The organism is Capnocytophaga gingivalis ATCC 33624 (assembly GCF_000174755.1).
In the GTDB taxonomy this organism is placed as follows: Bacteria; Bacteroidota; Bacteroidia; order Flavobacteriales; family Flavobacteriaceae; genus Capnocytophaga; species Capnocytophaga gingivalis.
This window is the reverse complement of the sequence record NZ_ACLQ01000001.1, coordinates 21,997-47,419: the sequence shown is the minus strand read 5'-3', so window position 1 is coordinate 47,419 and position 25,423 is coordinate 21,997. Positions and strand designations below refer to the sequence as shown.

Here is a 25,423-nt window from a genome sequence, read left to right as displayed (position 1 = left end):
AAAAGGGAAAGACTTTAATCAGTCTCTCCCTTTTTTTATTGAATCCTCTTCTTCAACTCCTCTACAGTCCTATCAGGCGCCTCGGTACTGAATACATAGAGTTTACCTCGCTTAGTTCGTATCAAAAAAGCCTGGTTTTTATCTGCAAAAAAACCACTATAGCGACCTATCTTGTCCCCTTGAAAGAAGCCTATATAACCAAAAAAACCTCCTGAACCAAAAACTCTCATATCCCAAAAAGAAGGTTTGTAACGCACTACGTGGGTAATAGCTGTATACTCTATCCTTATTCGCCCAACTAACTTTCTTAGTTCAAAATATTGGGGAGTCAGTCTTACCGAAATAGGAGCATTGATCGCAAATACTACAGAAATGAGGATAAAGAAAATCACATATAGCAAAACTCCACGATTAAGAGAATTTGCTTGAAAATCCTTAAACTCCTCCCATATTATTCTTGCAAAAACAAGACTTACTAAAATAGTAACAATTCTTGTAAACCAACTCCAATGTACATTGATCTTTTGTTCCATTTTTTGTAATTTTTTATACTATTCTCTGAACACTTTCTCTACTCCATTGAGCTTTCTTAGGCTATCCAAAAGCGAGTTCAGCGCCTCGGTATTCGATACCAAAAGGGTAATCTCTCCCTCAAAGATTCCTCCTTGACTCATGAGCTGTATATTATTCATTCCCAATCCCTTATGGGTAATATGATTAGTAATCTCGGCTGCCAATCCTTTTCTATCCACTCCTATAATCTTAATAGTAGTTTCATACTCGCGTTCGGTGGATTTTACCCACTTAGCAGGAGTTATTCTATAGGCATAATTTGAGAACATAGAGAGCGCATTGGGGCAATCCTTTTTATGTACCTTGATACTACCTCCATTCACCGCTATATAGCCAAAGATCTCATCCCCTGGGATAGGGGTACAACATTTGGAAAAAGTATAATCCAGTACTTGCTCATCTTTCCCAAAGACAATCATATCGTATTGGTCTTTTTTCTCTGGAGCTACATAGGTAGTAGGCTTCTTACGGAAGAAGTTGAAGAAAGCTGAAGTAGTGCTTCGGCTGGCTACAAAGTTCTTAAGCATCTGGTTATTGATCTCTCCTGTAGCCATCTGATAAAAGATATCTTGGCTTGTCTTGGTCTTGAAGTAAGTTACCATATCATTGGTTACTTTCTCATCCAGATTTATTTTGAGCTGCTTGAGTTTTCTGCGGAGGATTTCCTTACCTTCTTCGGCTATCTTCTTACGGTTCTCTTTTAGTGCACTCTTGATTTTGGCTATAGCCTTACTAGTGGTAGCATAATCGAGCCAATTCGAATTAGGCGTAGCATTCTCCGCTGTAATGATCTCTACTTGTTCTCCACTCCTAAGTTTATAGTTCAGTGGGACGAGCTTTCCATTGACCTTTGCCCCACGTGTATGCATACCTACCTGAGTGTGGATACAAAAAGCAAAATCTAGCGGAGTAGCTCCCTTAGGCAATGATTTTATCTCTCCATTAGGGGTGAAAACAAAGATCTCATCCGCATAGAGATTCATTTTGAACTCTTGGACAAACTCTACCGCGTTGGCTTCACTGTCTTCCAAGACTTCCTGTAGCCTGTTGAGCCACTGTTCTATACCTCGTTCCTTCTGCTGTCCATGCTTGTACTTGAAGTGTGCTGCATACCCCTTTTCGGCTATTTCATGCATACGATCACTTCGTATTTGTACTTCTACCCATCTGTTCTTAGGACCTACCACTGTGATATGTAGGGCTTCGTAGCCAGTACTCTTAGGGGAGGAAAGCCAGTCCCTAAGGCGTGTGGGGTTGGGACGAAAATAGTCGGTTACGATGGAATAAATCTTCCATGCCAAGAACTTTTCTTCCTCATCGCTACTCTTATAGATGATACGTATGGCAAACTTGTCATACACTTCCTCGAAAGGTATCTTCTTGGAAGTCATCTTCTTATAAATAGAATAGATGGACTTAGGCCGTCCCTTGATATAGTAGTCTATCTTTTCCTTGTCCAAGGCGGCTTTCACCGTATCGGAGAATTCTTTTATATATTGAAGTTGCTCTTCTTTGGATTCTTCTATCTTGCTCAGTATGGCGTAATATTGCTCTGGTTCGGTATACTTCAGACCCAGGTCTTCCAGCTCGGTCTTAATATTGTATAGACCTATACGGTGTGCCAGTGGTGCATAGATAAAGAGGGTTTCGGAAGCTATCTTTTGCTGCTTATAGGTAGGCATAGCATCCATGGTCTGCATATTGTGCAAGCGGTCGGCTATCTTGATAAGGATCACCCGTACGTCATCATTGAGAGTTAGGAGCATTTTTCTAAAGTTCTCTGCCTGAAAGGACACATCGGTATCTCGGCTCAGATCCGATATTTTGGTAAGTCCTTTGACTATTTTAGCAATGGTATCTCCAAACTGCTGTGCAATCTCTTCTATAGTAATAGGTGTATCTTCCACCACATCGTGTAGCAATGCCGAAGCAATGGAGACTGCATCCAAACCTATATCATAGGCTACTATCTTAGCCACGGCTATTGGGTGATAGATGTAGGGCTCTCCACTCTTGCGTCGCTGTTCCTTATGGGCATCCACAGCCACATCGAACGCCTTGCGGATCAGGCGTTTGTCTTCCTCACTCAGTGTTTGGTAGCTCTCCCTAAGCAAATCTTTATATCGCTTGGCTATTTCCTTACTCTCCTCTGCGGTATAGTATTCTGTTTCCATATAATCATTTTAAAGCAAGGGCTATATTACGTTTTTCTTTTTTATAAAACAAGATTTTTAACAAAAAATCATCATTCATTATTCATTGATCATTATTCATTGATCATTATTCATTGATCATTATTCATTGATCATTATTCATTAATCATTAAAAAAGGTTTGGCGTTTTCCAAAAAAATCTTTATTTTTGTACCTTGTTATCAATCATATATTATAACACACCATGGAACAAAAAAAACGCATTCATTCGGCTTTAGTTTCTGTATTTAGCAAAGACGGTCTGGAACCTATCATCCGAAAAATGAATCAGTTGGGTATCTCTCTATACTCTACTGGAGGTACTGAATCCTTTATCAAATCCTTAGGAGTGCCTGTAATCCCTGTCGAGGATATCACTCAGTATCCCTCTATTCTTGGGGGAAGGGTCAAAACACTCCATCCTAAGATTTTTGGCGGTATCCTTAACCGACAGGATAACCCTACGGATCAAGAGCAGATGGCTTCTTATCAGATTCCTCAGATTGACTTAGTGATAGTTGACCTCTATCCTTTTGAGCAAACAGTAGCCAGTGGAGCTTCTCAGCAGGATATTATCGAAAAAATCGATATTGGAGGAATCTCTCTCATCCGTGCTGCTGCGAAAAACTTCAATGACACACTCTGTGTATCCTCCAAGGAGGAATACCCTGCACTGCTACAAATCCTTACAGAAGCCAATGGGGAAACCTCTCTCTCTGAAAGAAAATCCTTCGCCCTCCGTGCTTTTGCTACTTCTTCCAGGTATGATACTGCTATATTCAACTACTTCAATAGTGACAATACGACCCAACTGCTCAGAGTAAGTCAGGACGAAGCTCAGGTGCTTCGCTATGGCGAAAATCCTCACCAAAAGGGTATCTTCTTTGGCGACTTTGAAGCGCTCTTCACCAAGCTCCACGGCAAGGAACTCTCTTATAATAACCTCTTAGATGTAGATGCAGCAGTGAACCTCATGAGTGAGTTTGCTGACCAAGCGCCTACCTTTGCTATCCTCAAGCATAACAATACTTGCGGTATAGCTTCCCGCCCTACGTTATTAGAAGCTTATAATAGAGCTCTTGCTTGTGATCCTGTATCGGCTTTCGGAGGCATCCTCATCGCCAATCGCCCTATCGACAAAGATACAGCTGAAGCCATTAACCCTTTATTCTGCGAGGTGGTCATCGCACCAGGCTATGCCCCTGAGGCTTTAACTATATTAGAAAGTAAGAAAAATCGTATCCTCTTACAACAGAAAGAAACTTCCTTACCTACTACCTCTTTGCGCTCTTGCCTGAATGGCTACTTATGGCAAGACAAAGATCTAAAGACAGATACTCTTGCGGATATTACCTTTGTAACTGAAAAACACCCTGATGAGCTTGCCTTGGAGGACTTGCTTTTTGCTTCTAAGATATGCAAACATACCAAGTCCAATACCATTGTTCTTGTCAAGAACAAACAGCTATTAGCTTCTGGTACTGGACAAACCAGCCGTGTAGATGCGCTAAAACAGGCTATTGAAAAGGCTAAGGAATTCAACTTCTCTTTACAAGGGGCTGCCATGGCCAGTGATGCCTTCTTCCCCTTCCCTGACTGTGTGGAGATTGCTCATAAGGCTGGTATCACGTCTGTTATACAACCCGGTGGCTCCATCAAGGACAACCTGAGTATAGACTATTGCAACGAACACCAAGTAGCTATGGTGATGACCGGCATCCGACATTTCAAACACTGATTTTTAGGTAAAATAAAGAGTGAAGAATTACCCTCTTTGTAATTCTTCACTCTTCTTTTATTTATCTGGCTGACATCTTCACTCATGTAGCTTTTATCCATTTGTCAGCGCAGCTTGCTTTTCGTTCTTCACTTTTCGTTCTTCACTCTTCACTCTTCACTCTTCATTCTTCACTCTTCATTCTTCACTCTTCATTCTTCACTCTTCATTCTCTTTATTATTGCCTTATTAATCCGTTTTATCAGTGAAGGCCCTTCATAGATAAAACCTGTAAAAATCTGTACCAAAGAAGCTCCTGCACGAAGTTTTTCCAATGCATCCTCTGGAGTGTGTATCCCTCCTACCCCAATAATAGGAAAGCGGTGCTGACTCTTTTCTGCCAGAAAACGTATGACCTCTGTAGAGCGTTGGGTGAGGGGTCTTCCACTGAGTCCGCCTGTCTCCACCTTTTTTTCAGAAGTAAGTCCCTCTCTTGTTATGGTAGTATTGGTCGCAATCACCCCTGCTATACGTGTCTGCTCCACTATATCAATAATATCCATCAGCTGCTCATCGGTAAGGTCGGGGGCTATCTTCAGTAGTATAGGTTTAGATTTGGGAAGTTTCCCATTGGCTTCCTGCAAGAGAGTCAGGAGTTTTTGTAATGGTTCTTTTTCTTGCAAAGAGCGAAGATTGGGCGTATTAGGAGAACTGACATTTACTACAAAATAATCCACATAGGGAGCTAAGTGCTCAAAACAATACAGATAATCCTCATGCGCTTTGTCATTCTCTGTCCATTTATTCTTTCCTATATTCCCTCCTATAATAACATTCTTATTCTTCTTTAAGCGAGCAACTATTGCTTCTACTCCTTCATTATTGAACCCCATTCGGTTGATGATTCCTTCATCTTCTACCAAACGGAAAAGACGCTTAGGAGGATTCCCTGGTTGGGGCTTAGGAGTGACAGTACCTATCTCTATAAAACCAAATCCCAAAGAAGAAAGTTCTGAAAAAAGCTCCGCATTCTTATCCAGTCCAGCAGCTAAGCCTACAGGATTAGGAAATTTTATTCCAAAAACTTCCCTTTCCAAGCGCTTGTCTTTCAATCTATAACGTGCTCGAAGTAAAGCAGGAATAAAAGGAATCTTATTGACAAACTTAAGCCAGCGGAAGGTGAACTGATGTACCTTCTCTGGATCAAAGAGGAATAACAAAGGGCGTATGATGCTTTTGTACATGACGATTTTTCTTGCAAATATACAACTTTTAGTTGAATTTTATCCGCTTTTTTGTTTCTTTTTTGCTACAAATGAATTATCTTTGCACTTTCTAAGAATTGCTTTTTTAAGCTATTGAAAATGAGAAATTACCTACTCCCTTTTCTTTCTATCATCATAGGAACTTGCATAGTTCTTTGGCTCAAACCCAATAACAAAAATCGTATCAAGCTGCTTTTGGCTTTCAGTGGCGCCTTTTTATTAGGCATGACAGTCTTCACCCTTATTCCTGAGGTGTACCATAGCCTATTGGAAGGAGAGCATTCTCATGAGGATATTAAGAATATAGGACTTTGGATTATTATAGGAATCCTCCTTCAGATCGTCTTGGAATTTTTCTCTCATGGGGCAGAGCATGGACATTTCCATTCTCCTGCCAAGGGGCTCAGAAAACAATTTCCTTGGGGACTCTTTGTTAGCTTAAGCATTCATTCCATTTTGGAAGGATTCCCCCTACATGCACATAGCAATATGGTATATGGAATCTTTATCCACCACCTGCCTATCGCTATGGTGCTGACTATCTTCTTCTTGGATTCTGGCATAGGTATCAAAAAAACAATTATTTTCCTATTCCTGTTCTCCTTGATGACTCCTATAGGGGCTTTCTTAGCCAATACTGTCCCTCAGTTGGTAGCTTATCACACCCAGATGAGTGCTATTGTCATAGGGATTTTCTTACATATCTCTTCGGTTATCCTCTTTGAAACAGCCGAAGGTCATAAGTTCAACTATCAGAAATTGGGCGTAATCATATTAGGATTTGCCTTAGCATTCACCCTATAGTAAGAACAAAGAGTGAAGAATTACCCCTTGTAATTCTTCACTCTCTTCACTTTTCTCTCTTCATTCTTCTCTCTTCACTCTTCATTCTTCACTCTTCATTCTTCACTCTATAAGACTCTGACCAGCTCTACATCGAAAACAAGAGCAGCATTAGGAGGAATCACCCCTCCTGCTCCTTGAGAGCCATAAGCAAGGTCGGAAGGAATCACAAGGCGTGCCTTATCTCCCTCATTCAGAAGAAGTATTCCTTCGTCCCACCCCTCTATCACTTGGCCTATACCTACTGCAAAGTTAAGTGGTTGTCCTCGGTATAGGGAGGAGTCAAATACCTTTCCATCCAGAAGCATCCCTGTATAGTGTACCGCTACCTGATCACCTTTCTTAGGCTTTTTCCCATTGCCTTTTTCTGTGATTTTATAGTAAAGTCCAGAAGCAGTTTTCTCGAATCCTTCTGTAAGCTGTGCCAAGGCCTCTTGTTGTTTGCGCTTTTCGGCCTCTATACGGGCTTGCTTTTCGGCATTGAACTTCTCAAAAGCAGCTAAAGCATCCCACTCTTCTGCCTTCTTACCTACGCGGATAATCTTTACAGACTCTATCTTGTCATTCTGGGAGATGGTATCTACTACTTTCTGTCCTTCTACTACATAGCCAAATACGGTATGTTTGTTGTCCAAATGAGGAGTAGGACGATGGGTGATGAAGAACTGACTTCCATTGGTGTTAGCTCCAGCATTGGCCATGGAGAGTATCCCTGGGCGGTCATGCTTGAGGTCTGGATGGAATTCGTCATCAAAGCGGTATCCTGGCGTGCCTGTCCCTGTTCCTTGAGGGCATCCTCCCTGAATCATGAAGTCTGCAATCACTCGGTGAAATTTTAACCCATCATAGAAAGGTACTCCTATAGGTTTGGCACTATTTTTCATTTTCCCTTCTGCCAAGGCGACAAAGTTGGCCACTGTAGCAGGGGTTTTCTCATAAGTAAGGCGTAGGAGTATATCTCCCTTAGCCGTATGGATTTGTGCGTAAATCCCTTCTTCTAATTTTGTTATATCCATAAGTAAATGGGTGTTTTGATTTAGAAAATAGCTTTATAAATGGTAGTAAGCCCCATGATGATAATAAGGGAGCCTATGATAAAGAATATCTTTCGGGTATGGAGCTTGGAGGTAATCAAGGCTGATATAGGGGCAGTAAGCACTCCGCCTATGACAAGCCCTAAGGCAATACGCCAATTTATCGCCTCGGGTACAGTGATAAAAATCAAGGTACTCACTACTGTAATGGCAAAATTGGTAAAGGTAGAAACTCCTATTACATAGCGGGGGGTGTGTCCGTTTTTGATAAACGAACTGGTAACCAATGGCCCCCAACCGCCTCCAGTAAAGGCATCAACAAAGCCGGCAAATAGTCCCAAAGGAATAGTCTTCACTTCTTTGTTCTCTACCTTACCTCTAAATCCATTGGCTAAGATCTTCACTCCTAAGACAATTGTATAAACGGCGATAAAGGGTTTAGTAAACTTCGCCCAGCGACTGCCTTCGTCTCCCAGATAGAGCAATAACAAAGCTCCTACTACCGTTCCTATAATAGCTGGCACCAATAGCCGCTTGATCAGCTCCTTATCCATGTTCTTGAGCTTGAAGTGGCTGATGCTCCCCGCTGCCGAGGTGAAGGTCTCCGAAGCATGGATACTCCCACTGATAGCCCGTGGATCTATATTCATCATTAGCAATATGGTAGCACAGATCACCCCGTATCCCATGCCCATGGAACCAGCTACTATCTCTGCCCCACATCCGGCCAATATCATCCAATAGAAAATATAATTGTCTCGTGACAAGGCCTCTCTCAGCGGAAGAAGTGATTCACTTATATATATGGTGTAGAATACTATCCCTATAAGAAGTAAAAAGCTAAAAAACAGTAACAGCCGATTCCGCTTCTGTCTCTTGAGCAGATGTACCTGTGGGGCATTGTGCTCTTCACCCTCTTTGATATGCTTCATCTAATGATTAATTAGTAGATAATAAATCAAGGGGCAAAGGTATAACTTTTTTCTCATTAATCGGCACTTATTCCAAAGAAAAATATCCCTATCATTTCTCCATTATTTTTACTACTTTTGCACTTTATTTCGCAATGCAATGAAAATATTTTCTTACAATGTAAATGGTATCCGTGCAGCCATGAGCAAGGGCTTTACTCAATGGCTCAAAGCAGCTGACCCTGATGTAATCTGTCTTCAGGAAATCAAAGCCTTAGAGAGTCAAATAGACCTACCCGCTTTAGAAGAGATTGGCTATACCTATCATTACTTTCATTCCGCTGAAAAAAAAGGATATAGTGGCGTGGCTATCCTCTCCAAGACGGCTCCTACACAGGTAGAAGTAGGTGCTGGTATCGATTATATGGACAGGGAAGGACGTATCCTAAGGGCTGATTATGGGGATCTCTCCATCATGAGCTTGTACCTACCTTCAGGAACCAATATCGACCGCTTAGATCACAAACTACAATTCATGGCGGATTTTCAAAATTATATCAACGAACTCAAAAAGACTCATCCCAATCTGATCATCTGTGGGGATTATAATATCTGTCATGAGGCTATCGATATTCATGATCCTGTGCGCAATGCTAATGTATCGGGCTTTCTTCCAGTAGAACGCAAGTGGTTGGACGATTTCCTCAAAAGTGGCTTTATCGATAGTTTCCGCTTCTTTCACAAGGAACCTCACAACTATTCTTGGTGGAGCTATCGTGCCAATGCCCGAGCCAACAACAAGGGGTGGCGTATTGACTATTGCTTGGTAGCTCAGCCCTTAGAAAATCGATTGCTCAGAGCGGCCATTCTCCCCGAAGCAAAGCATAGCGATCATTGTCCTATTTTAGTAGAAATACAATAATCTATGGCAAAGAAACCTACCAATCATCTACTGGTCATACGCCTTTCTGCCATGGGAGATGTAGCCATCAGTGTACCCGTACTGATGGCGCTTACCCAGCAGTATCCTGAGCTTAGGCTCACGGTACTCACCCGACCACTCTTTGCCCCGCTCTTTGCTCACCTGCCCAATACAGAGGTCTTCCCTATCGATCCTAAGGGACGGCATAAGGGGCTCAGGGGACTGTACCGCCTGTTCCGAGAGCTCAAAGCACTGGGAATTGACAAGGTAGCTGACCTGCATGGGGTGCTAAGAACACATATACTGAGGGGCTTTTTCGCTTTCTCTTCTATTCCTTTTCAGCAGATCGACAAAGGAAGGAAAGAGAAAAAAGCGCTTACACGTGCTAAAAACAAAGTCTTCACTCCCCTACTCCCTACCTACCTGCGCTATGCCAAGGTATTTGAGGCTTTAGACCTTCCTATTGCTTTAGACAGACCTTTCTTTGCTCCCAAGCCAGTGCTCTCTGAGCCTCTCAAAGAGCTATTATCCAATACGCTCAATATAGGTATTGCTCCTTTTGCCTCTCATAAGGGAAAGGAATATCCTTTTGAGAAGATGAAAGAGGTAATCCTATCTCTTTCGCAAAGATACCCCAAGGGAAAAATCCTTATTTTCGGAGGGGGAAGGCGCGAGAAGGAGCTTACAGCTACCCTTCCTACACTGGAGAATGTGGAATGTGTGATAGGGCGTTTTTCGTTTGAGGAGGAACTTGCGCTTATTGCACACCTCTCCTTAATGATTGCTATGGATAGTGGCAATGCTCACTTAGCAGCTATGTATGGAGTTCCTACCCTGACCCTTTGGGGGGTAACGCATCCTTATGCTGGCTTTGCTCCTTATGGTCAGCCCTCAGACTACACACTGATGGCTGACAGAGAACAATACCCCCTAATCCCTACCTCGGTCTTTGGTAATAAATATCCCGAAGGATACGAAAAATCTATAACAACCATCTCTTTACATAACATTTTAGACAAAGTAACCTCTATTTTAGAAAAATAAACTGCCTTATTTTATTTGTTTTTTTATACTTTTGTCCCTGTAAAAAAATCTAAGTTACTCCATGATACATTTTTTTTATGAGCTTCCTTTTTCTCTACCCAATGATGAGGAAGACTTTCAGCGTTGGATTCAGCTTATTATAGCCTCCGAACGCAAAAAGGAGGGAGATATCAACTACATCTTCTGTAATGATGAGTATCTGCACAAAATCAATGTTGATTATCTCCAGCATGATACCCTGACAGACATTATTACCTTTGATTATGGTAAGGACAACCTACTGGCCAGTGATATCTATATCTCTATCGAGCGGGTAAGGGAGAATGCCCAAGAATTTGGGGTGGACTTCTCCACCGAACTGCTTCGGGTGATGTCCCACGGTATTCTTCACTTATGCGGCTATAAGGATAAGACTCCTGAACAATCACAGCAAATGCGCCAAAAGGAAGAGGAGAAAATGGCACTCTTCCTAAAATAGAAAAAACCTTTGAGTGGTTCGCCCCTCAAAGGTTTTTTTATTTCTTGGAAAGAGAAGGAAATTAATCCTTCATGCGCTCTACATAGGTACCTTTTTCTGTCTCTACCTTGATACGATCTCCTTCGTTGATGAACAAAGGTACATTCACTGTAGCCCCTGTCTCCACAGTAGCAGGTTTGGTAGCATTGGTAGCGGTATTACCCTTTACTCCTGGTTCTACATGGGTTACTGTAAGTATCACATTGGCAGGCATTTCTACCGAAAGTGGGGTCTCATCCTCAGCATTGAAGATGATCATCACCACTTCGCCTTCTTTGAGCAAATCAGGATAATCCAACATATCACGACGAATGTGTACCTGATTGAAATCCTCTACGTTCATGAATACCAACTCGTCTCCTTCTGGATAGAGGTACTGGAAAGAACGGGTCTCTACACGTACATCATCTATCTTGTGCCCTGCCGAAAAAGTATTGTCAATAGTCTTTCCTGTGGTTACACTCTTGAGCTTGGTTCTCACAAAAGCAGGCCCTTTGCCTGGCTTTACATGAAGAAATTCAATAATCTTGTAAATGTCATGATTAAAACGGATACACAATCCTTTCTTAATATCAGCTGTACTTGCCATACTATTTATATAATTAATTTATTTCTTAAGACTTCCCACCATATCCTCTGGACGTACCCATGCATCAAACTCTTCAGGGGTTACATAGCCCAAACGAATAGCTTCTTCGCGGAGCGTGGTGCCGTTTTTGTGTGCGGTATTGGCTATCTCTGCTGCTTTATAATATCCTATCTTGGTATTGAGAGCGGTCACAAGCATTAGACTGTTATTCACCAACTCTTTGATACGAGTATAATTAGGCTCAATGCCTGACGCACAATGTTCTTCGAAACTTACACAAGCATCTCCTATAAGGCGTGCTGATTGTAAGAAGTTCGCACAGATCACAGGCTTGAAGACATTCAGTTCGTAGTGCCCTTGAGTAGCTCCTACACTTATAGCCACATCATTTCCCATCACTTGAGCTGCTACCATGGTTACCGCTTCACACTGAGTAGGATTTACCTTCCCTGGCATGATAGAACTTCCTGGCTCATTGGCAGGAATCAAGATTTCTCCAATACCACTGCGAGGACCTGAAGCCATTAGGCGTATATCATTAGCTATCTTATTGAGTGAGACAGCTATCTGCTTGAGCGCTCCGTGAGATTCCACCATGGCATCATGTGCCGCCAAGGCTTCAAACTTGTTCTGCGCTGTCACAAAAGGTAGTCCGGTAAACTGTGCTATATACTTAGCTACCAATACATCATATCCTTGTGGAGTGTTGATTCCTGTACCTACTGCGGTACCCCCTAAGGCCAGTTCACTAAGGTGTGCCAGTGTGTTCTTCAAGGCTTTGATACCATGTTCTATCTGGGAAACATATCCTGAAAACTCCTGCCCCAAGGTAAGTGGAGTAGCATCCATCAGGTGAGTACGACCTATCTTCACTACACCCTTGAAGGCCTCAGACTTCTTCTGTAGGGTGTCTCGGAGTTTCTCCAAGCCTGGAAGGGTCACCTCTACTACCATCTTGTAAGCTGCTATGTGCATGCCTGTAGGGAAAGTATCATTGGAGGATTGAGATTTGTTCACATCATCATTTGGCTGAAGTACTTTTTCTCCTTCTCCTATCTTTCTTCCTGCCAACTGTTGTGCACGATTGGCAATAACCTCATTCACATTCATATTGGATTGTGTACCAGAACCTGTCTGCCAGATAACCAAAGGAAACTGATCATCAAGTTTTCCTTCCAAAATCTCATCACATACCTTGGCGATTAGGTCACGCTTTTCCTGAGAAAGCACTCCCAATTCACAATTGGCATACGCAGCAGCTTTCTTCAAATAAGCAAAACCATAAATTACCTCCTTGGGCATGGAGGCTGGTTCTCCTATCTTAAAATTATTTCGGGAACGCTCTGTTTGTGCCCCCCACAATTTGTCAGAGGGTACTTTCACCTCGCCCATGGTGTCTTTTTCTATACGATATTCCATCTTGATATATAAGTTTTAATGGTTCTTCCACTTGGGGGAAAAGAACTTTTCTTTTCCACGTACAAAAGTATATCTTTTTTTTTAGACTACCAAATTTTTTTTTTCCGCAAAACGAAGATTTTTCAAACCGATCCCTACCTCTATAGAGTTTCTAAGAGAAGCCATCTCTCGAGTTCCTAATTGATTTTTTCAACATAGCTGACATATTAGCTATTGTACCATTTTCAGAGGTCTAAACTTAGGCAACAAAGGTTCTTCATAAAAAGTAAGAATCTTTTTATAGGTATCTTTATCCGTAAGGTTGATGATAAATTCTCTAAAATTCCCACCAGCATAATACACTCCTACAGGAAAATTTGCTAAATATATGGGATATTCGCCTTCCTTAGACTCTCTTATATCCCAAAAAACAATTTCCCCATTCTCGCCAAACATAAAAGGCTCTGCATTGGCAATCAGATTATAGTTATCAGCATTTTTAAGCATCATAAGAGGGGTCTCAAGGTATTTCTTTAAAATATTTTTCAAATAAATATTTTGATTCTCCAAAGAATCACAGAACGGATTCCCTTTCCCCATTGGAATATAAGTTAGAAAAAGCTCTAACAATAGCCCATATCCCAACTCTTTGCAAAACTCATAGTATGAAGGAGGAATAGCCCAATTACCTATATGATAACTTGAATCTAAATCATCACTAATAGTTACTATTTCATTCTCTATAGTCAATAGTTCGTTGTACATATTATTTTTCTTTAATAATATAGATAGACAAATAAGATCAATAATACAAATAAGATACTATCTATTATAAGAAGCTTAAATTCTTTGTTTTTATACAATGAAATAAATAAGAATATCTTTGCTATAGAGATAAGTAGTAGATGAAATACTCCTTGAAAAACTCCCGCAAGTTTACTCTGATTTCCTTCCAATTCTTGATAAAATTCTATAGGTAATGAATCAAAAAAGAATAGAATGGCAATAAGCAAATACTGATAAATAATAGCCCCCACAAAAGAACTATGCTTATTCCATTTGAATATCCAAAACCATAAAAAAATAATAAAAAATGGAAACGTTGTGAAAAAAATTTCTAAACCTGCTTTTATCATTTTAAAATATTAAATATAAGTGTATTATGAATTACTCCTCCCCATTGGCGTGTTTCGTGTCCTTTATGCCTTCTCTATATTACTGATAAATTCTTTAAACCTAAAGATTCTATACCTTCTAAAATTACATTCTTACATCTTTCTAAAAGTAAGTTTTCAATATTTTTATTATTTATTAGAGTATCTTTTATATCCAATAAAGAATTACATCCCTGAATAAAAATAGTTTTCAGTTTATTACATCTATCAACACCTTTTATTGTAGAAAAAGTTCCTTTTATAATACGCAAATACTCTAAGTTATCCATATCTTCTAAAAAGGATAAATCTTGAGTTTTCACTCCCCCAATAGTAAGATGTGTTACTTTCTTTAGAGAATTCCAACCTAAAATCTTAGCGCTATATGTTATATTAAGTCTTTCAAGTTCTTTAAAATAGGAAAGATCCAAATCATAGAAGCCCCATCTCAATTCTTTTAAATTGAGCAAATTGTATATTCCAGTAACATCTGTCTTTTTTGACATTGGAACCAACCAGTGAAATGTTTCAATAAAACTTTTCCCATTTAGGAAATCAAAATTTACATTTTGTTTTGTCCAATCACCTTGAGTCCATACACAAATATCTTTTATATTATTTTGTTGTGCATATAAAAGACCTTCTTCTATATACGGATATAATATTCTAAGTCCTTTAAAATAGGAGGTTTCACTATAATCTAACACATATTTTTCCATACCAAATACAATTTATTCCTTTATTCTTGCTCCTATATCAGCCATATATAACCTTTTTAGTTTCCCATTACTCCGATAATTGCCGATATGGCTCACACCGCTGGTTTTTTGTAGCTCATCTCTTACATTCCTATAACAAGAAGTAGAAATAAAACTTTGGCTCTTTTGTATTTCACTGATTGGTAACACATTGAATCTTTAACAACACACCTAAGACATTACCCTTTTTTCCAGTTAATATATCGCGTGTTTAGTACTTCTTTCCATTCTTCACTTGGACATTGGTTAATAATTTCCAAATATTGTTGTTCGTTTTGTATTAAAAAACTTTCAATGAGTCTTACTAAGTCCCAATGTAAGTCATAGAAAAAACCTTCAGGGAAAATAGAAATTATTACTTTTGCTTCTTCAAGACTAATCGGACTTTCTATGTTAGAAATCAAAGAGTCATATTTTTCTATTAGAGACAAAATACCCTCTGTATCTTCTAATGTTTCTGTGGGCATTCGCCCAATATTTTTTAATTCTAAAACTTCTTTTCTCATAGTTATTAGCAAGTTTTTCAGTATTAACCTTATCGGGTCTTGATTTATATACATATTCACCAGTGGGGCGAGTGCGTTGTTCATGCCTTAATCTCCCTTGACCTAATATAAAGTTGCTTTATTTTCGGTAAAGTTGCTGAAAATCAGAAACTTCACAATATAAAAAAACATTTTTCAAATAGAAATCATCCAGCCTAATATAAAAAATAACACCCATATAATATGTAACACCCATACAATTATTCCTCCTTCAGTATTTCTAATCTTCTTTTGCCAAAGGTATAATAACAAAGAACTAATCACTACATACACTCCAAACAATATGTAATACAATTGATATTGCCACAGAGGAGGTTTATATATTTCATAATCTGATCGTTGCATCAAATCTTCTGAATCAAACCAGACTCCAGCCATCCAAGAAAACTGAAATATCGCAAAAATATTGTAAATCCAAAATAAAAATATAATTCTATACAGTTTCATTATAAAAATAGATTCTAACTTAACTCCTTTTTAAAAGATCAGCCAAATAATTTAACAAAGCAGTCCCCACTGGAACGAAAGCAGCGAAGACCTTCCCTGAACCAGAGAATAAAGCAATACATCCAAGTATAGATAATATCAATAAAAGTATTCCCCATATGATAATAGAAAGCTTATTAAGTTTGTAAAAACCATAGGTAAGAACCCATAGAGGAAGTGCTAAAAATATGAAATATACCGAAAAGAAAATTCCTATTGTCGCAGCCAAAGAAAATAAAGAAAATACTACTAATGAAATAATAAAGGGTATAGAAAGGCGCAATTCTGCTTTCTCTTCTTCTTTATCTTTTTGGATTTGTTTTAATATTTCACAATAAAATTGAAACTTATAACTTTGCCTTACTTCTTCTTCCGAATAACCTACATCTCTTAGTCTTCTTATAATCTCTTGAGGTTGGGCATAAGCTCGTATGAGTTCTTCTATCTCTTTTTCCATAAAAGGATCTGTCTCAATAACAGTTGTATCTTTATTATAAGACTTCAACAAAGGAATATCAGACTCTTCTTTCATTGCTTTTTTATAAATCTATTTATTGGAAATTTTACTTGTAATTTTTACCATGTCGTTTACCTTGCCGATTCGTAAATTTACAAATCTAATTTTAGGGTAAAAAAATAAAGGTAACACTTTGAGTATCAAAGTATTACCTTGTTGCTCCCCCTACTGGACTTGAACCAGTGACCCTCTGATTAACAGTCAGATGCTCTAACCAACTGAGCTAAGGAGGAATGAATTTTTATTTGGAAAACCTGATTTCTTTATCAATTTTCCGAGTGCAAAATTACAACATTTTTTGATACTGACAAATTTTTTCTGTACTTTTTTTCTTATTTCTTGAAAATATTTTTCAACTAATTGATTTTCAATATTTATTTTTTGAAAAATAATTTAGGAAACAGCTCTTCGGGAGACTTTTTACTACTCAAAATCCTCAAAGTCGCGCCTAAAAATCCTGTTCCGTAAGCGTAAAATTGCAAACAAACCGCCCAAACTGATAAATATCCGATCTGGCTGCTGTGATTGATTCGCTTGCTATCAAAGAAAATTAGGATAAAATAGGCTATATATATAAATATAAATCCCCATTCTCCTACAAATAATAAAAGTAAAGATATGAGAAAGCCTATGAGGAAAAGGGTAGGAAACCAATGTACTATCTTCCTTGACTGGGGATGCCACCTGTTAAGGATCGCACGTGTCTGTCCGAATTTCTTAACTTGTTGAAAATACTTCTCCCATGAGATACGTCTTTTATGGTATACAAAAGCTTCCTCTACAAAGGCTGTTTCAAAACCTTTCTCCCACAAGCGTATTGTAAGATCGGGGTCTTCCCCAGGGTGTATACGACCAAAGCCTCCTGTAGCCTGGAAAGCCCTGCGAGAGAGTCCCATATTGAAGCTACGAGGCTCGAACTTACTCACAGCTCGCTTATTCCCTCGTATCCCTCCGGTGGTCAGTAGCGAAGTCATCGCATAGTTAATCGCCTTCTGGATAGGGGTAAAGTGTTCTGTCGCTGCATCCGCACCCCCAAAACAATCTACATAGTGCCTTCCCAAGAACTCATCCACCGATTCTAAATAATGATCCGGTAACAGACAATCGGAATCCAATATGATAAAGTAATCTCCAGAAGCTCTCTCCATGCCATAATTCCGAGAATCACCTGGTCCTGAATTTTCTTTTTCTAAATAGGTAATTGCTATCCTTGAGGTATACTCCGCCACCACTTCTCGGGAGGAAAGGGTAGAGCCATCTTCTATAACTATTGTTTCAAAATCACCTGCAAATGTCTGTGCAGCTATGGTCTCCAAAAGTTCTTTCACCTCTTCTGGACGGTTATATACAGGTATGATCAGGGAGTATTTCAAGGACATTTCTTTTTGTTAAGGTTATTTCTCAAGGACAAAGGTAGTAAAAACATTTGTTTTTATAAGGCTTTTGAGGAATATTTTTTTTTATAAACAATTATGTATATAAAAATCACTAAATTACCAAAATCATTCTTTAAATAAATCATAATTTCCGCACCTAAGAACTATAATTGTAAATATTATTGTACATTTGCCACAAATTTGAAAAGTCTTAATGCACTGAATATGGGAACTAAAAAAGCAACACCCTCCAAAGGAGTTTTTTCGAGAAAGAGATTGTTAAAATACTTTTGGGGCACTATCCTTGTGGGAATAACCGCAGTGATATTTGTCTTCCTATTAGCCTCATGGGGCGCTTTTGGAGAAATGCCTGATTTCAAGGGATTAGAAAACCCTGAGACAAATTTCGCTACTCGTATCTACTCTTCTGATGGTAAGATATTGGGCAAATTCTACTTCAATGACAACCGTACGGCTGTCACTTACAAGGATCTGCCCGAACACTTAGTCAATGCGCTGATAGCCACTGAGGATGAGCGTTTTGAGGATCACTCTGGTATCGATATGCGAGGTACACTACGAGCAATTGTCTTCCTCGGTAGGCGAGGAGGAGCTTCTACCATTACACAACAGCTGGCCAAGCTACTCTTCCACCGTGAGGGTTCTAAAAAAACGAGTGAACGCTATTTACAGAAAATAAAAGAATGGATTATCGCCATTCGCTTGGAAAGACAATATACTAAAAAAGAAATACTTACAATGTATTTCAACCAATATGACTTCAACAACAATGCCGATGGTATCCGCTCGGCTTCTCGTATCTATTTTGGCAAAGAGCCCAAGGATCTCAAAATAGAGGAAGGGGCTATGCTGGTAGGTATGTTCAAGAACTCGTCCTTATACAACCCAAGAAAAAACCCTCAAGGGGTCATCAACCGTCGCAATGTGGTGCTCGCCCAGATGGAAAAGAATCACTACCTCACAACAAAGGAAAAGGATTCCTTACAAAAACTCCCCTTACAACTGAACTTCAATCCAGAAGGGCACAATGAGGGGATTGCTACTTATTTTCGTGAACACCTACGTTCCTTCATGAAGGACTGGGTTAATAAGGAAGAAAACCTCAAGCCTGATGGCTCTAAGTATGACATCTATTCCGATGGACTTAAGATATATACCACTATAGATTCTCGTATGCAAGCCATAGCGGAGGAAGCGGTAAAGAATCACATGAAAAACCTACAAAAGGCTTTCTTCAAGGAGAATAACATAAAGAATAACAAGACTTTCCCCTTTGTAAAACTTTCCAAAGAGGAGATCGATAAGCTCATGGAACGTGCCATGAAGAACTCCGAGCGCTGGGCACAGATGAAGTACTTAGGCCATTCTGAAAAGGAAATCCGTGATTCCTTCTATAAGAAAACACCTATGCAGGTATTTTCTTGGCATGGCACTATTGATACAATCATGACTCCTTATGACTCTATCCGTTACTATAAGGCTTTCTTGCGTACAGCTATCATGTCCATGGAACCACAGACAGGACATATCAAGGCGTGGGTAGGAGGAATTGATTATAACAATTTCAAATACGACCAAGTATACCAAGGGGCTCGTCAGGTAGGGTCTGCCTTCAAACCTTTTGTATATGCAGCAGCTATTGACCAACTCGGTTATACCCCTTGTACCCAGATTCCTGATGTAAAAACCTGTATAGAAGCTGGCAAATTTGGCAATGGAAAAGAGTGGTGCCCTCACAATACTAATGGTAGCTATAGTGGAAAAATGATGACCCTAAAAGCAGCACTGGCCAACTCGATCAACTCAATCACAGCCAAGCTCATGGACGATGTGGGGCCTGTACCTGTAGTAAAACTCATCAAGGACTTGGGGATCACTTCCAATATCCCTGAACTACCTTCTATCGCTTTAGGTTCTGCTGATATTACCCTATTCGAAATGGTAGGCGCTTATGGGGCTTTTGCCAACCAAGGGAACTACAGAAAACCGGTATTTATCACCCGTATAGAGGATAAGGACGGACGTATATTATATGAATATACTCCAGAGGTAAGAAATGCTATCAACCCTGTAAAAGCCTATACCGTAGTGAAGCTGATGGAAGGGGTTACTCAGTCTGGTTCTGGGGCTCGATTGCGCACCAAAGGAGCTGATGGGTATAACAATATTTATAAGAATGTTATCACTGGCTATCCTTATGCCTTTAAGAACCCTATCGCAGGAAAAACGGGAACTACACAGAACCAATCCGATGGATGGTTCATGGGAATGGTGCCTAACTTAGTAACTGGCGTATGGGTAGGTGGTGAAGATAGGTCTGTCCACTTCAAGGGGATACAACTGGGACAAGGAGCTACTATGGCGCTGCCTATATGGGGCTACTACATGAAGAAAATCTATGAAAACAAAGACTTAGAGGTATCCACTGCCCCCTTCCCTATTCCTAAGGACAAAGACGGTGCAAGTATGATTAGCAGTTCAGACCTTGACTGTAAGGGCAATGACCCTGTAGAGACTATAGGTGATGACTCTGAAATAAACTTCTAAGAAATACTTATATTTCAAGATAGAGGAGATAAGCTCTTGAGCTTATCTCCTCTTTTCTATAATATATTTATCCTTACTATAACTGTCCACTATCTATCCATAGCAGAAGGGTAAGGACAACGGCATAAATAACCATCAAAGGCCAAGCAAATCGAAGCCATTGGTTATAATTGACATTGACCATAGTCAGCGAAGGAAGTGTCATCCCTGTAGGAGTGATCAGCGCCATCATTCCCATACCGAAGAGGTAAGCGGTCACCACATTGTCCCCCTCTACCCCTACAACTGTTGCCAAAGCACCCATAATAGGCATAGTGAGCACAGCCATACCGGAACTGGAAGCGATAAATAAACTCAATACCCCAAAAATAAGCATCAGTATAGGTAAGAAAAGCATAGGAGACATCCCCTGAACAAGTTCTGTCGCATAGTAGAGTATAGTACCTGATATCTGTCCTTCGTTCAGGATAAAAGAAACCCCTCTGGCTATACCTATGATAAAGGCTACTCCCAAAAGATCTCTAGCCCCTGTGAGGAAATGCTCTATGAACTTCTCCTCGCCTGTACGCTGAAGAATTGCTATCACGATAGCTGCTACCAAGAATAAGCCCGTCATCTCCTGAAACCACCACTCCCACTGGGAAACTCCTACAATCATTACTACAAAGGTAAGTGCAAAGATAAATAACTGTATCTTGGTAGAAAATTTCAAACTATGGGTTGTTTCCGGTGTATTGGAGGCATATATTTCAGGTACAGTAGTTCCATATACCAAGGATTTTTCAGGATTCTTCTTTACTTTTTCTGCATAGCGAATGATGTAAACAATACTAATGACCAAACAAAGTACCAAAGCCACAGCACGTATGGTAAGTCCAGAAGTCCAATCGACTCCCGCAGCATCCGAAGCGATAATCACCGCAAAAGGATTGGCTGTAGATGCCAAAGACCCCACATTGGCACTTACAAAAATTACCGCCAAAGGCACCAATAGATCATAGCCAGCTGCTAAGAAAATAGGCACCAACATAGGGTAAAAGGCCAGTGTTTCTTCTGCCAACCCAAAGGTAGTCCCCCCCAGTGCCATCAGGGTAGAGAGCACGATAATGAGAATTCCCTCCTTCCCTCTGAAGCGATGTGCCAGATAGCCCACCCCCTGATTGAGCGCCCCTGAGCTATTGAATACTCCTATAAAGCCCCCTATAAAGAGTACAAAGAGAATCAAGCTCACCGCTTCATATATTCCCTTGATAGGTGCAAAAAGTACCTCTGTGATCCCTTGTGGAGTTGCTTTGCGCTCTTGGTAGGTATTAGGAATAGAGATTGGGTTCTTGATCTTCTGCTCTTTGAATTTGTCAAGAGTAATAGAGATATTGCGGCTGGTAAGCGCCTCTTGAGTAGCGGGTACTTCCTGAGTCTTATCTACACTTTGAATCACAAAAACATCTTTACCCTTATCATACCAAAGTGTATCATAGCCACCTGAGGGTAAGAGCCAAGTGAGGGTTGCAGCAAAAATCATAACTATCACAAGGACAGTGTAGGGTGTCGGAAATTTTATTTTTTTCATCTTTTATAATAATTTTTCTTGCATAAGAATCATTTAGAGCAACTTATATAGCCCACTACAATCGTACAAAGATAGTAAAAAAATAGAGTATAATCAACAAAAAAACGAAATTATCTTTATCTTAATCTCAAACGAGAAAGACTACCCCTATTAGGATAGTCTCTTGTATAAAAATAAACAACTATAACCGTTTTAATTACTCTTGTGATATTCTATGGTACGTTCTGTTATATAAGATCCTTTACTATCAGTATATTGGATACGCTCTACCCAATTTTTGTAAGCATCCGTTTTGAAATGCTGGGTGAGCTTGGAGGTAAGATCCCCTTGTGGATTGAAAGTACGGGTCTCAATAAGTTCTCCCTTAGGATTATAGAAATATTTAAAAGTATACGCTAAGCTTCCATTGAAGTTGTCCCCCTGTTGCTCTACCTTTTGATTTTTTTCATTATATTTATAAGTTTCCTTCTGAGCGAGTGCCCCTTGTGCATCATGCTCTACCATTTCAGTTACATTTCCTTTGGTATCATAAGTATAGGAAATCTTCTGTACTTGCTTGTCATTCTTATCAAGGGTAGTACGAGAGGTTTCATTGCCATTCTCATCATAGGTATACACATAGTTAAACTGAGGTTTGTCCTTGTTGTCCATGCTTTTCACCTGAGTGATTTTGCCATTATCATCATAAACATACACATCCTTTTTCCAGAGTACTCCTGCATTGTTATACTCTTCTACAAAGAAGAGCTTAGGGTCAGGAATCTCATCATAAGAGAGTTTTTTAGGTTCCTCTTCTTTAGGTTTTTCAGTACCAGCCGAAGGATTCTTAGTAGGATGCTCACTTGCCTTGGCATCATATACATTAACCTCCGTTCTATTTCCTTTGTTATCATAGGTATAGACGAACTTTTTCCAGAGTACCCCTTTGATACGTAGCTCATCCTCTATGAGGCTATTGATTTTTTCAGGTGTGATATGTTCGGTAAAGAACTCTTCCTTTTTAGCAACTTTTCCTTTGTCATCATACTCCCACTTGACCTGATAAGCTGTTTAGTTTTTGACTGTAATTGTTTTTTCCACCATATGATTGGCGGTATCATAGCGGCAAGATTCTCTACTGATGAGTGTTCCCTGAGCATCGAAGCTATCACGCTCTAACTGGTTGCCCCTGTCATCATAGCGATATACATAGCGTCAGAGGAGCATTTGCTTATCATCGTAGGAAGCCTCTTCGGTTTTTTGGCCTTTTTTATCATAGCGATAGACCACTTTCCCTTTGAAACCTTCTTCTCCTTTCTCTAATGGAGCAGCTTTTTTAATTTCCTTTTTTACAGGAGCTACTTTTTTCACATCGCTCCCTCCGTATATAGCTTGCTGTCCACCACACACTTCCATTAGGATAATAGGCGATTTTCTCGGTCATATTTCCTTTTTTGTCATAGGAGATCAGAAAATTTTCCATTCCTTTTTCTATTTCTCCTTTGCCATAATTTCCACCTCCCTTATCCAAAGCCTTGTAAGTAATCACACAGATACTACTTACAGGTCCATTGAGAGATTTCTTATAATTTTCTTTTCCAATGCTTTGTGCAAAAGCTGCACAACACACCAACCCTGCAATAGAGAGAAGTGACTGTTTCATCTTATAATATATTTACTTATTTCCGAGGTACAAAAGTATAAAATTATTTAGTGAAAACATAAGAATAACATTTATTTAACATAAAAAAGACTACTTTAAAAAGTAGTCTTTCGAAAGTCTGTGATTTTTGTCCTTAATTTGTGTACAAAAATCAATTTTATGGATAATATTCTATAGTACATTCTGTTATATAAGTAGCCTTACCCTCAGCATATTGAGTAAGTTTTATCCAATTGTTATGGTCATCCAATTTGTACTCCTGAACCAGTTTGGAAGTCTGTTCCCCTTTAGGCTTGGTGGTTACAGATTCTACACATTCGCCCAAGTGATTGTAAGAGAACTTAATAAGGAAAGCCAGTGAACCATTGGTATTGTGCCCTTTCTGCTCTATGATCTGGTCTTTGTCATTGTATTTATAAGTATTGCGCTGAATCAGTTCCCCATAAGCGTCATACTCAGCACGTTCCAAGAGGTGACCTTTGAGGTCATACAAATGAGTAGTCTTTTGAATCATCTCATTACTCTTGTCATAATTGATACGCTCTATTTCTCTGCCCTTAGCATCGTACTTATAAGTGTAGCGGAAGAGTGGTTTCCCTTCATTATCGACACTTTTCACCTCAATAATCTGACCTTTGTCATCATACACATAAGTATCCTTTTTCCAAAGATTGCCCAAGTTGTCATGTTCGTCTGTATAAAGGAGCTTAGGATTGGGTAGCTCATCATAAGAAGGTTGTTTAGGCTGCTCTTTTTTAGGCTGTTGTGCACCTCCAACATACTTAGGAGCTTCCTTTTTCTGAGCGTCATAGACATTGACTTCTACACGATTTCCCTTGTTATCATAAGAATATTTTATCTTTTTCCAGAGTACTCCCTGAGTATTGATTTCATCAATGACGAGCTTATCAAGTTTTTCAGGAGTGATTAGTTCGGTAAAATATTCCTCCTTTTCAACAACTTTCCCCTTGTCATCATACTGCCATACACACTTATAAGCGGTTTGGTTATTCATGGTAATGGTTTTTTCCAAGACTTTTTCATTGGTATCATAGCGATAAGATTCACGAAAAATCAAGTTGGCTTGTGTATCAAAGTTATCTTTTTCCAAGAGATGTCCCTTATTGTTATAACGGTATACATAGCGCCAGAGGAGCGTTCCTTTAGAGTCAAAAGAAGATTCTTCAGTTTTCTGTCCTTTTTTGTCGTATCGGTAAACAACCTTACCACGGAATCCTTCTTCTGTTTTTTCTAAGGCAACCTTTTCCTTAGGCTGTACCACCATTTTCTCTGGCACTTCCTTAGGGATATCAATCCCTTCATATACATACTTTTTGGTATACCACACCTTTCCATTGGTGTAATAAGCTACCCTATCGGTTACATTTCCTTTTTTGTCATAAGAAATCAGAAAGTTGTCCATTCCTTTGGCCACACTTCCCTTTCCAAACTTCCCACCTCCTTTGTCTAAGGCTACATAAGTGGTGATACGTACACTCTTGACATTCCCCATCAAAGTGTTTTTGTAATCTTTCTTACCCGTTTGTTATGCAAAAAGAAAGGTTGAAAAACAAGTAAAGAGTAAAGCTTGTTTTACTCTTGGTAAAATCAGTTTCATCCTAAATAGTTATTAAATTTCTACATTACGTTTTTAGTCTCTATAATTGTTCAGCTAAAAAAATTGTTCTTCTTGCATTAGAGTAAAATAGTATAGAATCAGTAGATATCTTTATTTTTTTGCAAATATACGTTTTTTATTTTAATTCACAATCTATTAAAACACTTAACAGTCCTTTGTTATA

Annotated in this window: 23 protein-coding genes and 1 tRNA gene; 6 read left to right on the top strand and 18 right to left on the bottom strand. The window is 39.4% G+C overall.

What is annotated here, in order from left to right; genetic code table 11:
• Positions 1 to 35: 35 nt before the first annotated feature.
• Positions 36 to 533, bottom strand: a complete 498-nt coding sequence (locus CAPGI0001_RS00265) for a PH domain-containing protein (RefSeq protein ID WP_002665444.1) — start codon at positions 531 to 533, stop codon at positions 36 to 38.
• An 18-nt stretch (positions 534 to 551) separates the two neighbouring features.
• On the bottom strand, positions 552 to 2,747 hold the full coding sequence (locus tag CAPGI0001_RS00260) for a RelA/SpoT family protein (RefSeq protein ID WP_002665437.1): 2,196 nt from the start codon (positions 2,745 to 2,747) through the stop codon (positions 552 to 554).
• 223 nt (positions 2,748 to 2,970) lie between these two features.
• Between CAPGI0001_RS00260 and purH the strand changes: the two genes are divergently transcribed.
• Entirely contained in the window at positions 2,971 to 4,503 is a 1,533-nt protein-coding gene (gene purH / locus CAPGI0001_RS00255; RefSeq protein WP_002665440.1) for a bifunctional phosphoribosylaminoimidazolecarboxamide formyltransferase/IMP cyclohydrolase, read from the top strand.
• A gap of 191 nt (positions 4,504 to 4,694) precedes the next feature.
• Here purH and CAPGI0001_RS00250 read toward each other — a convergent pair whose 3' ends face one another.
• Entirely contained in the window at positions 4,695 to 5,726 is a 1,032-nt protein-coding gene (locus CAPGI0001_RS00250; protein WP_002665446.1) for a quinone-dependent dihydroorotate dehydrogenase, read from the bottom strand.
• A 120-nt stretch (positions 5,727 to 5,846) separates the two neighbouring features.
• On the opposite strand from CAPGI0001_RS00250, the gene CAPGI0001_RS00245 reads away from it, so the two are divergent.
• Positions 5,847 to 6,551, top strand: coding sequence for a ZIP family metal transporter (locus CAPGI0001_RS00245; protein ID WP_002665423.1), 705 nt, complete (start codon positions 5,847 to 5,849; stop codon positions 6,549 to 6,551).
• Between the two features lie 107 nt (positions 6,552 to 6,658).
• Here CAPGI0001_RS00245 and CAPGI0001_RS00240 read toward each other — a convergent pair whose 3' ends face one another.
• Both CAPGI0001_RS00240 and CAPGI0001_RS00235 read right to left on the bottom strand, forming a co-directional pair.
• A complete protein-coding gene (locus CAPGI0001_RS00240; RefSeq protein WP_002665439.1) occupies positions 6,659 to 7,606 on the bottom strand; it encodes a peptidylprolyl isomerase in 948 nt (315 codons plus the stop codon).
• A 20-nt stretch (positions 7,607 to 7,626) separates the two neighbouring features.
• Entirely contained in the window at positions 7,627 to 8,556 is a 930-nt protein-coding gene (locus tag CAPGI0001_RS00235; protein WP_002665436.1) for a sulfite exporter TauE/SafE family protein, read from the bottom strand.
• A 139-nt stretch (positions 8,557 to 8,695) separates the two neighbouring features.
• Between CAPGI0001_RS00235 and CAPGI0001_RS00230 the strand changes: the two genes are divergently transcribed.
• From CAPGI0001_RS00230 to ybeY, 3 genes are all read left to right on the top strand, one after another.
• Complete coding sequence (locus CAPGI0001_RS00230) at positions 8,696 to 9,457, top strand: exodeoxyribonuclease III (protein ID WP_002665425.1); 762 nt, start codon at positions 8,696 to 8,698, stop codon at positions 9,455 to 9,457.
• A 3-nt stretch (positions 9,458 to 9,460) separates the two neighbouring features.
• On the top strand, positions 9,461 to 10,501 hold the full coding sequence (locus CAPGI0001_RS00225) for a glycosyltransferase family 9 protein (protein ID WP_002665391.1): 1,041 nt from the start codon (positions 9,461 to 9,463) through the stop codon (positions 10,499 to 10,501).
• Positions 10,502 to 10,562: 61 nt separating this feature from the next.
• The gene (gene ybeY / locus CAPGI0001_RS00220; protein ID WP_002665424.1) at positions 10,563 to 10,979 is read left to right on the top strand and encodes an rRNA maturation RNase YbeY; all 417 of its coding nucleotides are present in this window, start codon (positions 10,563 to 10,565) and stop codon (positions 10,977 to 10,979) included.
• Positions 10,980 to 11,040: 61 nt separating this feature from the next.
• Here the strand turns inward: ybeY and efp are convergent, their stop codons facing one another.
• From efp to CAPGI0001_RS00170, 8 genes are all read right to left on the bottom strand, one after another.
• A complete protein-coding gene (efp, locus tag CAPGI0001_RS00215) occupies positions 11,041 to 11,607 on the bottom strand; it encodes an elongation factor P (RefSeq protein WP_002665415.1) in 567 nt (188 codons plus the stop codon).
• 18 nt (positions 11,608 to 11,625) lie between these two features.
• Positions 11,626 to 13,026 (bottom strand): class II fumarate hydratase, encoded by a 1,401-nt coding sequence (gene fumC, locus CAPGI0001_RS00210; protein WP_002665403.1) that lies wholly within the window; start codon positions 13,024 to 13,026, stop codon positions 11,626 to 11,628.
• A 210-nt stretch (positions 13,027 to 13,236) separates the two neighbouring features.
• A complete protein-coding gene (locus CAPGI0001_RS00205) occupies positions 13,237 to 13,770 on the bottom strand; it encodes a hypothetical protein (RefSeq protein WP_002665463.1) in 534 nt (177 codons plus the stop codon).
• 445 nt (positions 13,771 to 14,215) lie between these two features.
• The gene (locus CAPGI0001_RS00195; RefSeq protein WP_002665411.1) at positions 14,216 to 14,878 is read right to left on the bottom strand and encodes a hypothetical protein; all 663 of its coding nucleotides are present in this window, start codon (positions 14,876 to 14,878) and stop codon (positions 14,216 to 14,218) included.
• A 218-nt stretch (positions 14,879 to 15,096) separates the two neighbouring features.
• On the bottom strand, positions 15,097 to 15,423 hold the full coding sequence (locus CAPGI0001_RS00190; protein ID WP_040359171.1) for a hypothetical protein: 327 nt from the start codon (positions 15,421 to 15,423) through the stop codon (positions 15,097 to 15,099).
• Between the two features lie 505 nt (positions 15,424 to 15,928).
• Complete coding sequence (locus CAPGI0001_RS00180; protein WP_002665442.1) at positions 15,929 to 16,480, bottom strand: hypothetical protein; 552 nt, start codon at positions 16,478 to 16,480, stop codon at positions 15,929 to 15,931.
• A 144-nt stretch (positions 16,481 to 16,624) separates the two neighbouring features.
• A tRNA-Asn gene (locus CAPGI0001_RS00175) sits at positions 16,625 to 16,698 on the bottom strand.
• 141 nt (positions 16,699 to 16,839) lie between these two features.
• Complete coding sequence (locus tag CAPGI0001_RS00170) at positions 16,840 to 17,838, bottom strand: glycosyltransferase family 2 protein (protein ID WP_040359168.1); 999 nt, start codon at positions 17,836 to 17,838, stop codon at positions 16,840 to 16,842.
• 228 nt (positions 17,839 to 18,066) lie between these two features.
• On the opposite strand from CAPGI0001_RS00170, the gene CAPGI0001_RS00165 reads away from it, so the two are divergent.
• Positions 18,067 to 20,409, top strand: coding sequence for a penicillin-binding protein 1A (locus CAPGI0001_RS00165; RefSeq protein WP_002665419.1), 2,343 nt, complete (start codon positions 18,067 to 18,069; stop codon positions 20,407 to 20,409).
• 76 nt (positions 20,410 to 20,485) lie between these two features.
• Here the strand turns inward: CAPGI0001_RS00165 and CAPGI0001_RS00160 are convergent, their stop codons facing one another.
• From CAPGI0001_RS00160 to CAPGI0001_RS00145, 5 genes are all read right to left on the bottom strand, one after another.
• A complete protein-coding gene (locus CAPGI0001_RS00160) occupies positions 20,486 to 21,979 on the bottom strand; it encodes a YfcC family protein (protein WP_002665432.1) in 1,494 nt (497 codons plus the stop codon).
• A gap of 192 nt (positions 21,980 to 22,171) precedes the next feature.
• Positions 22,172 to 22,675, bottom strand: coding sequence for a hypothetical protein (locus CAPGI0001_RS00155; RefSeq protein WP_002665400.1), 504 nt, complete (start codon positions 22,673 to 22,675; stop codon positions 22,172 to 22,174).
• 498 nt (positions 22,676 to 23,173) lie between these two features.
• Complete coding sequence (locus CAPGI0001_RS12865) at positions 23,174 to 23,329, bottom strand: hypothetical protein (RefSeq protein ID WP_002665416.1); 156 nt, start codon at positions 23,327 to 23,329, stop codon at positions 23,174 to 23,176.
• Positions 23,295 to 23,621 (bottom strand): hypothetical protein, encoded by a 327-nt coding sequence (locus CAPGI0001_RS00150; protein ID WP_002665382.1) that lies wholly within the window; start codon positions 23,619 to 23,621, stop codon positions 23,295 to 23,297. The genes CAPGI0001_RS12865 and CAPGI0001_RS00150 overlap by 35 nt, the downstream gene beginning before the upstream one ends.
• Positions 23,622 to 23,778: 157 nt before the next feature.
• On the bottom strand, positions 23,779 to 25,134 hold the full coding sequence (locus CAPGI0001_RS00145) for an RHS repeat domain-containing protein (protein ID WP_002665407.1): 1,356 nt from the start codon (positions 25,132 to 25,134) through the stop codon (positions 23,779 to 23,781).
• Positions 25,135 to 25,423: the final 289 nt, after the last annotated feature.

Bases quoted from the DNA above. Each gene is read 5' to 3' on its own strand.
- CAPGI0001_RS00265 (WP_002665444.1), bottom strand. From the start codon at position 533: ATGGAACAAAAGATCAATGTACATTGGAGTTGGTTTACAAGAATTGTT.
- CAPGI0001_RS00260 (WP_002665437.1), bottom strand. From the start codon at position 2,747: ATGGAAACAGAATACTATACCGCAGAGGAGAGTAAGGAAATAGCCAAG.
- purH (WP_002665440.1), top strand. From the start codon at position 2,971: ATGGAACAAAAAAAACGCATTCATTCGGCTTTAGTTTCTGTATTTAGC.
- CAPGI0001_RS00250 (WP_002665446.1), bottom strand. From the start codon at position 5,726: ATGTACAAAAGCATCATACGCCCTTTGTTATTCCTCTTTGATCCAGAG.
- CAPGI0001_RS00245 (WP_002665423.1), top strand. From the start codon at position 5,847: ATGAGAAATTACCTACTCCCTTTTCTTTCTATCATCATAGGAACTTGC.
- CAPGI0001_RS00240 (WP_002665439.1), bottom strand. From the start codon at position 7,606: ATGGATATAACAAAATTAGAAGAAGGGATTTACGCACAAATCCATACG.
- CAPGI0001_RS00235 (WP_002665436.1), bottom strand. From the start codon at position 8,556: ATGAAGCATATCAAAGAGGGTGAAGAGCACAATGCCCCACAGGTACAT.
- CAPGI0001_RS00230 (WP_002665425.1), top strand. From the start codon at position 8,696: ATGAAAATATTTTCTTACAATGTAAATGGTATCCGTGCAGCCATGAGC.
- CAPGI0001_RS00225 (WP_002665391.1), top strand. From the start codon at position 9,461: ATGGCAAAGAAACCTACCAATCATCTACTGGTCATACGCCTTTCTGCC.
- ybeY (WP_002665424.1), top strand. From the start codon at position 10,563: ATGATACATTTTTTTTATGAGCTTCCTTTTTCTCTACCCAATGATGAG.
- efp (WP_002665415.1), bottom strand. From the start codon at position 11,607: ATGGCAAGTACAGCTGATATTAAGAAAGGATTGTGTATCCGTTTTAAT.
- fumC (WP_002665403.1), bottom strand. From the start codon at position 13,026: ATGGAATATCGTATAGAAAAAGACACCATGGGCGAGGTGAAAGTACCC.
- CAPGI0001_RS00205 (WP_002665463.1), bottom strand. From the start codon at position 13,770: ATGTACAACGAACTATTGACTATAGAGAATGAAATAGTAACTATTAGT.
- CAPGI0001_RS00195 (WP_002665411.1), bottom strand. From the start codon at position 14,878: ATGGAAAAATATGTGTTAGATTATAGTGAAACCTCCTATTTTAAAGGA.
- CAPGI0001_RS00190 (WP_040359171.1), bottom strand. From the start codon at position 15,423: ATGAGAAAAGAAGTTTTAGAATTAAAAAATATTGGGCGAATGCCCACA.
- CAPGI0001_RS00180 (WP_002665442.1), bottom strand. From the start codon at position 16,480: ATGAAAGAAGAGTCTGATATTCCTTTGTTGAAGTCTTATAATAAAGAT.
- CAPGI0001_RS00165 (WP_002665419.1), top strand. From the start codon at position 18,067: ATGGGAACTAAAAAAGCAACACCCTCCAAAGGAGTTTTTTCGAGAAAG.
- CAPGI0001_RS00160 (WP_002665432.1), bottom strand. From the start codon at position 21,979: ATGAAAAAAATAAAATTTCCGACACCCTACACTGTCCTTGTGATAGTT.
- CAPGI0001_RS00150 (WP_002665382.1), bottom strand. From the start codon at position 23,621: ATGAAACAGTCACTTCTCTCTATTGCAGGGTTGGTGTGTTGTGCAGCT.
- CAPGI0001_RS00145 (WP_002665407.1), bottom strand. From the start codon at position 25,134: ATGGGGAATGTCAAGAGTGTACGTATCACCACTTATGTAGCCTTAGAC.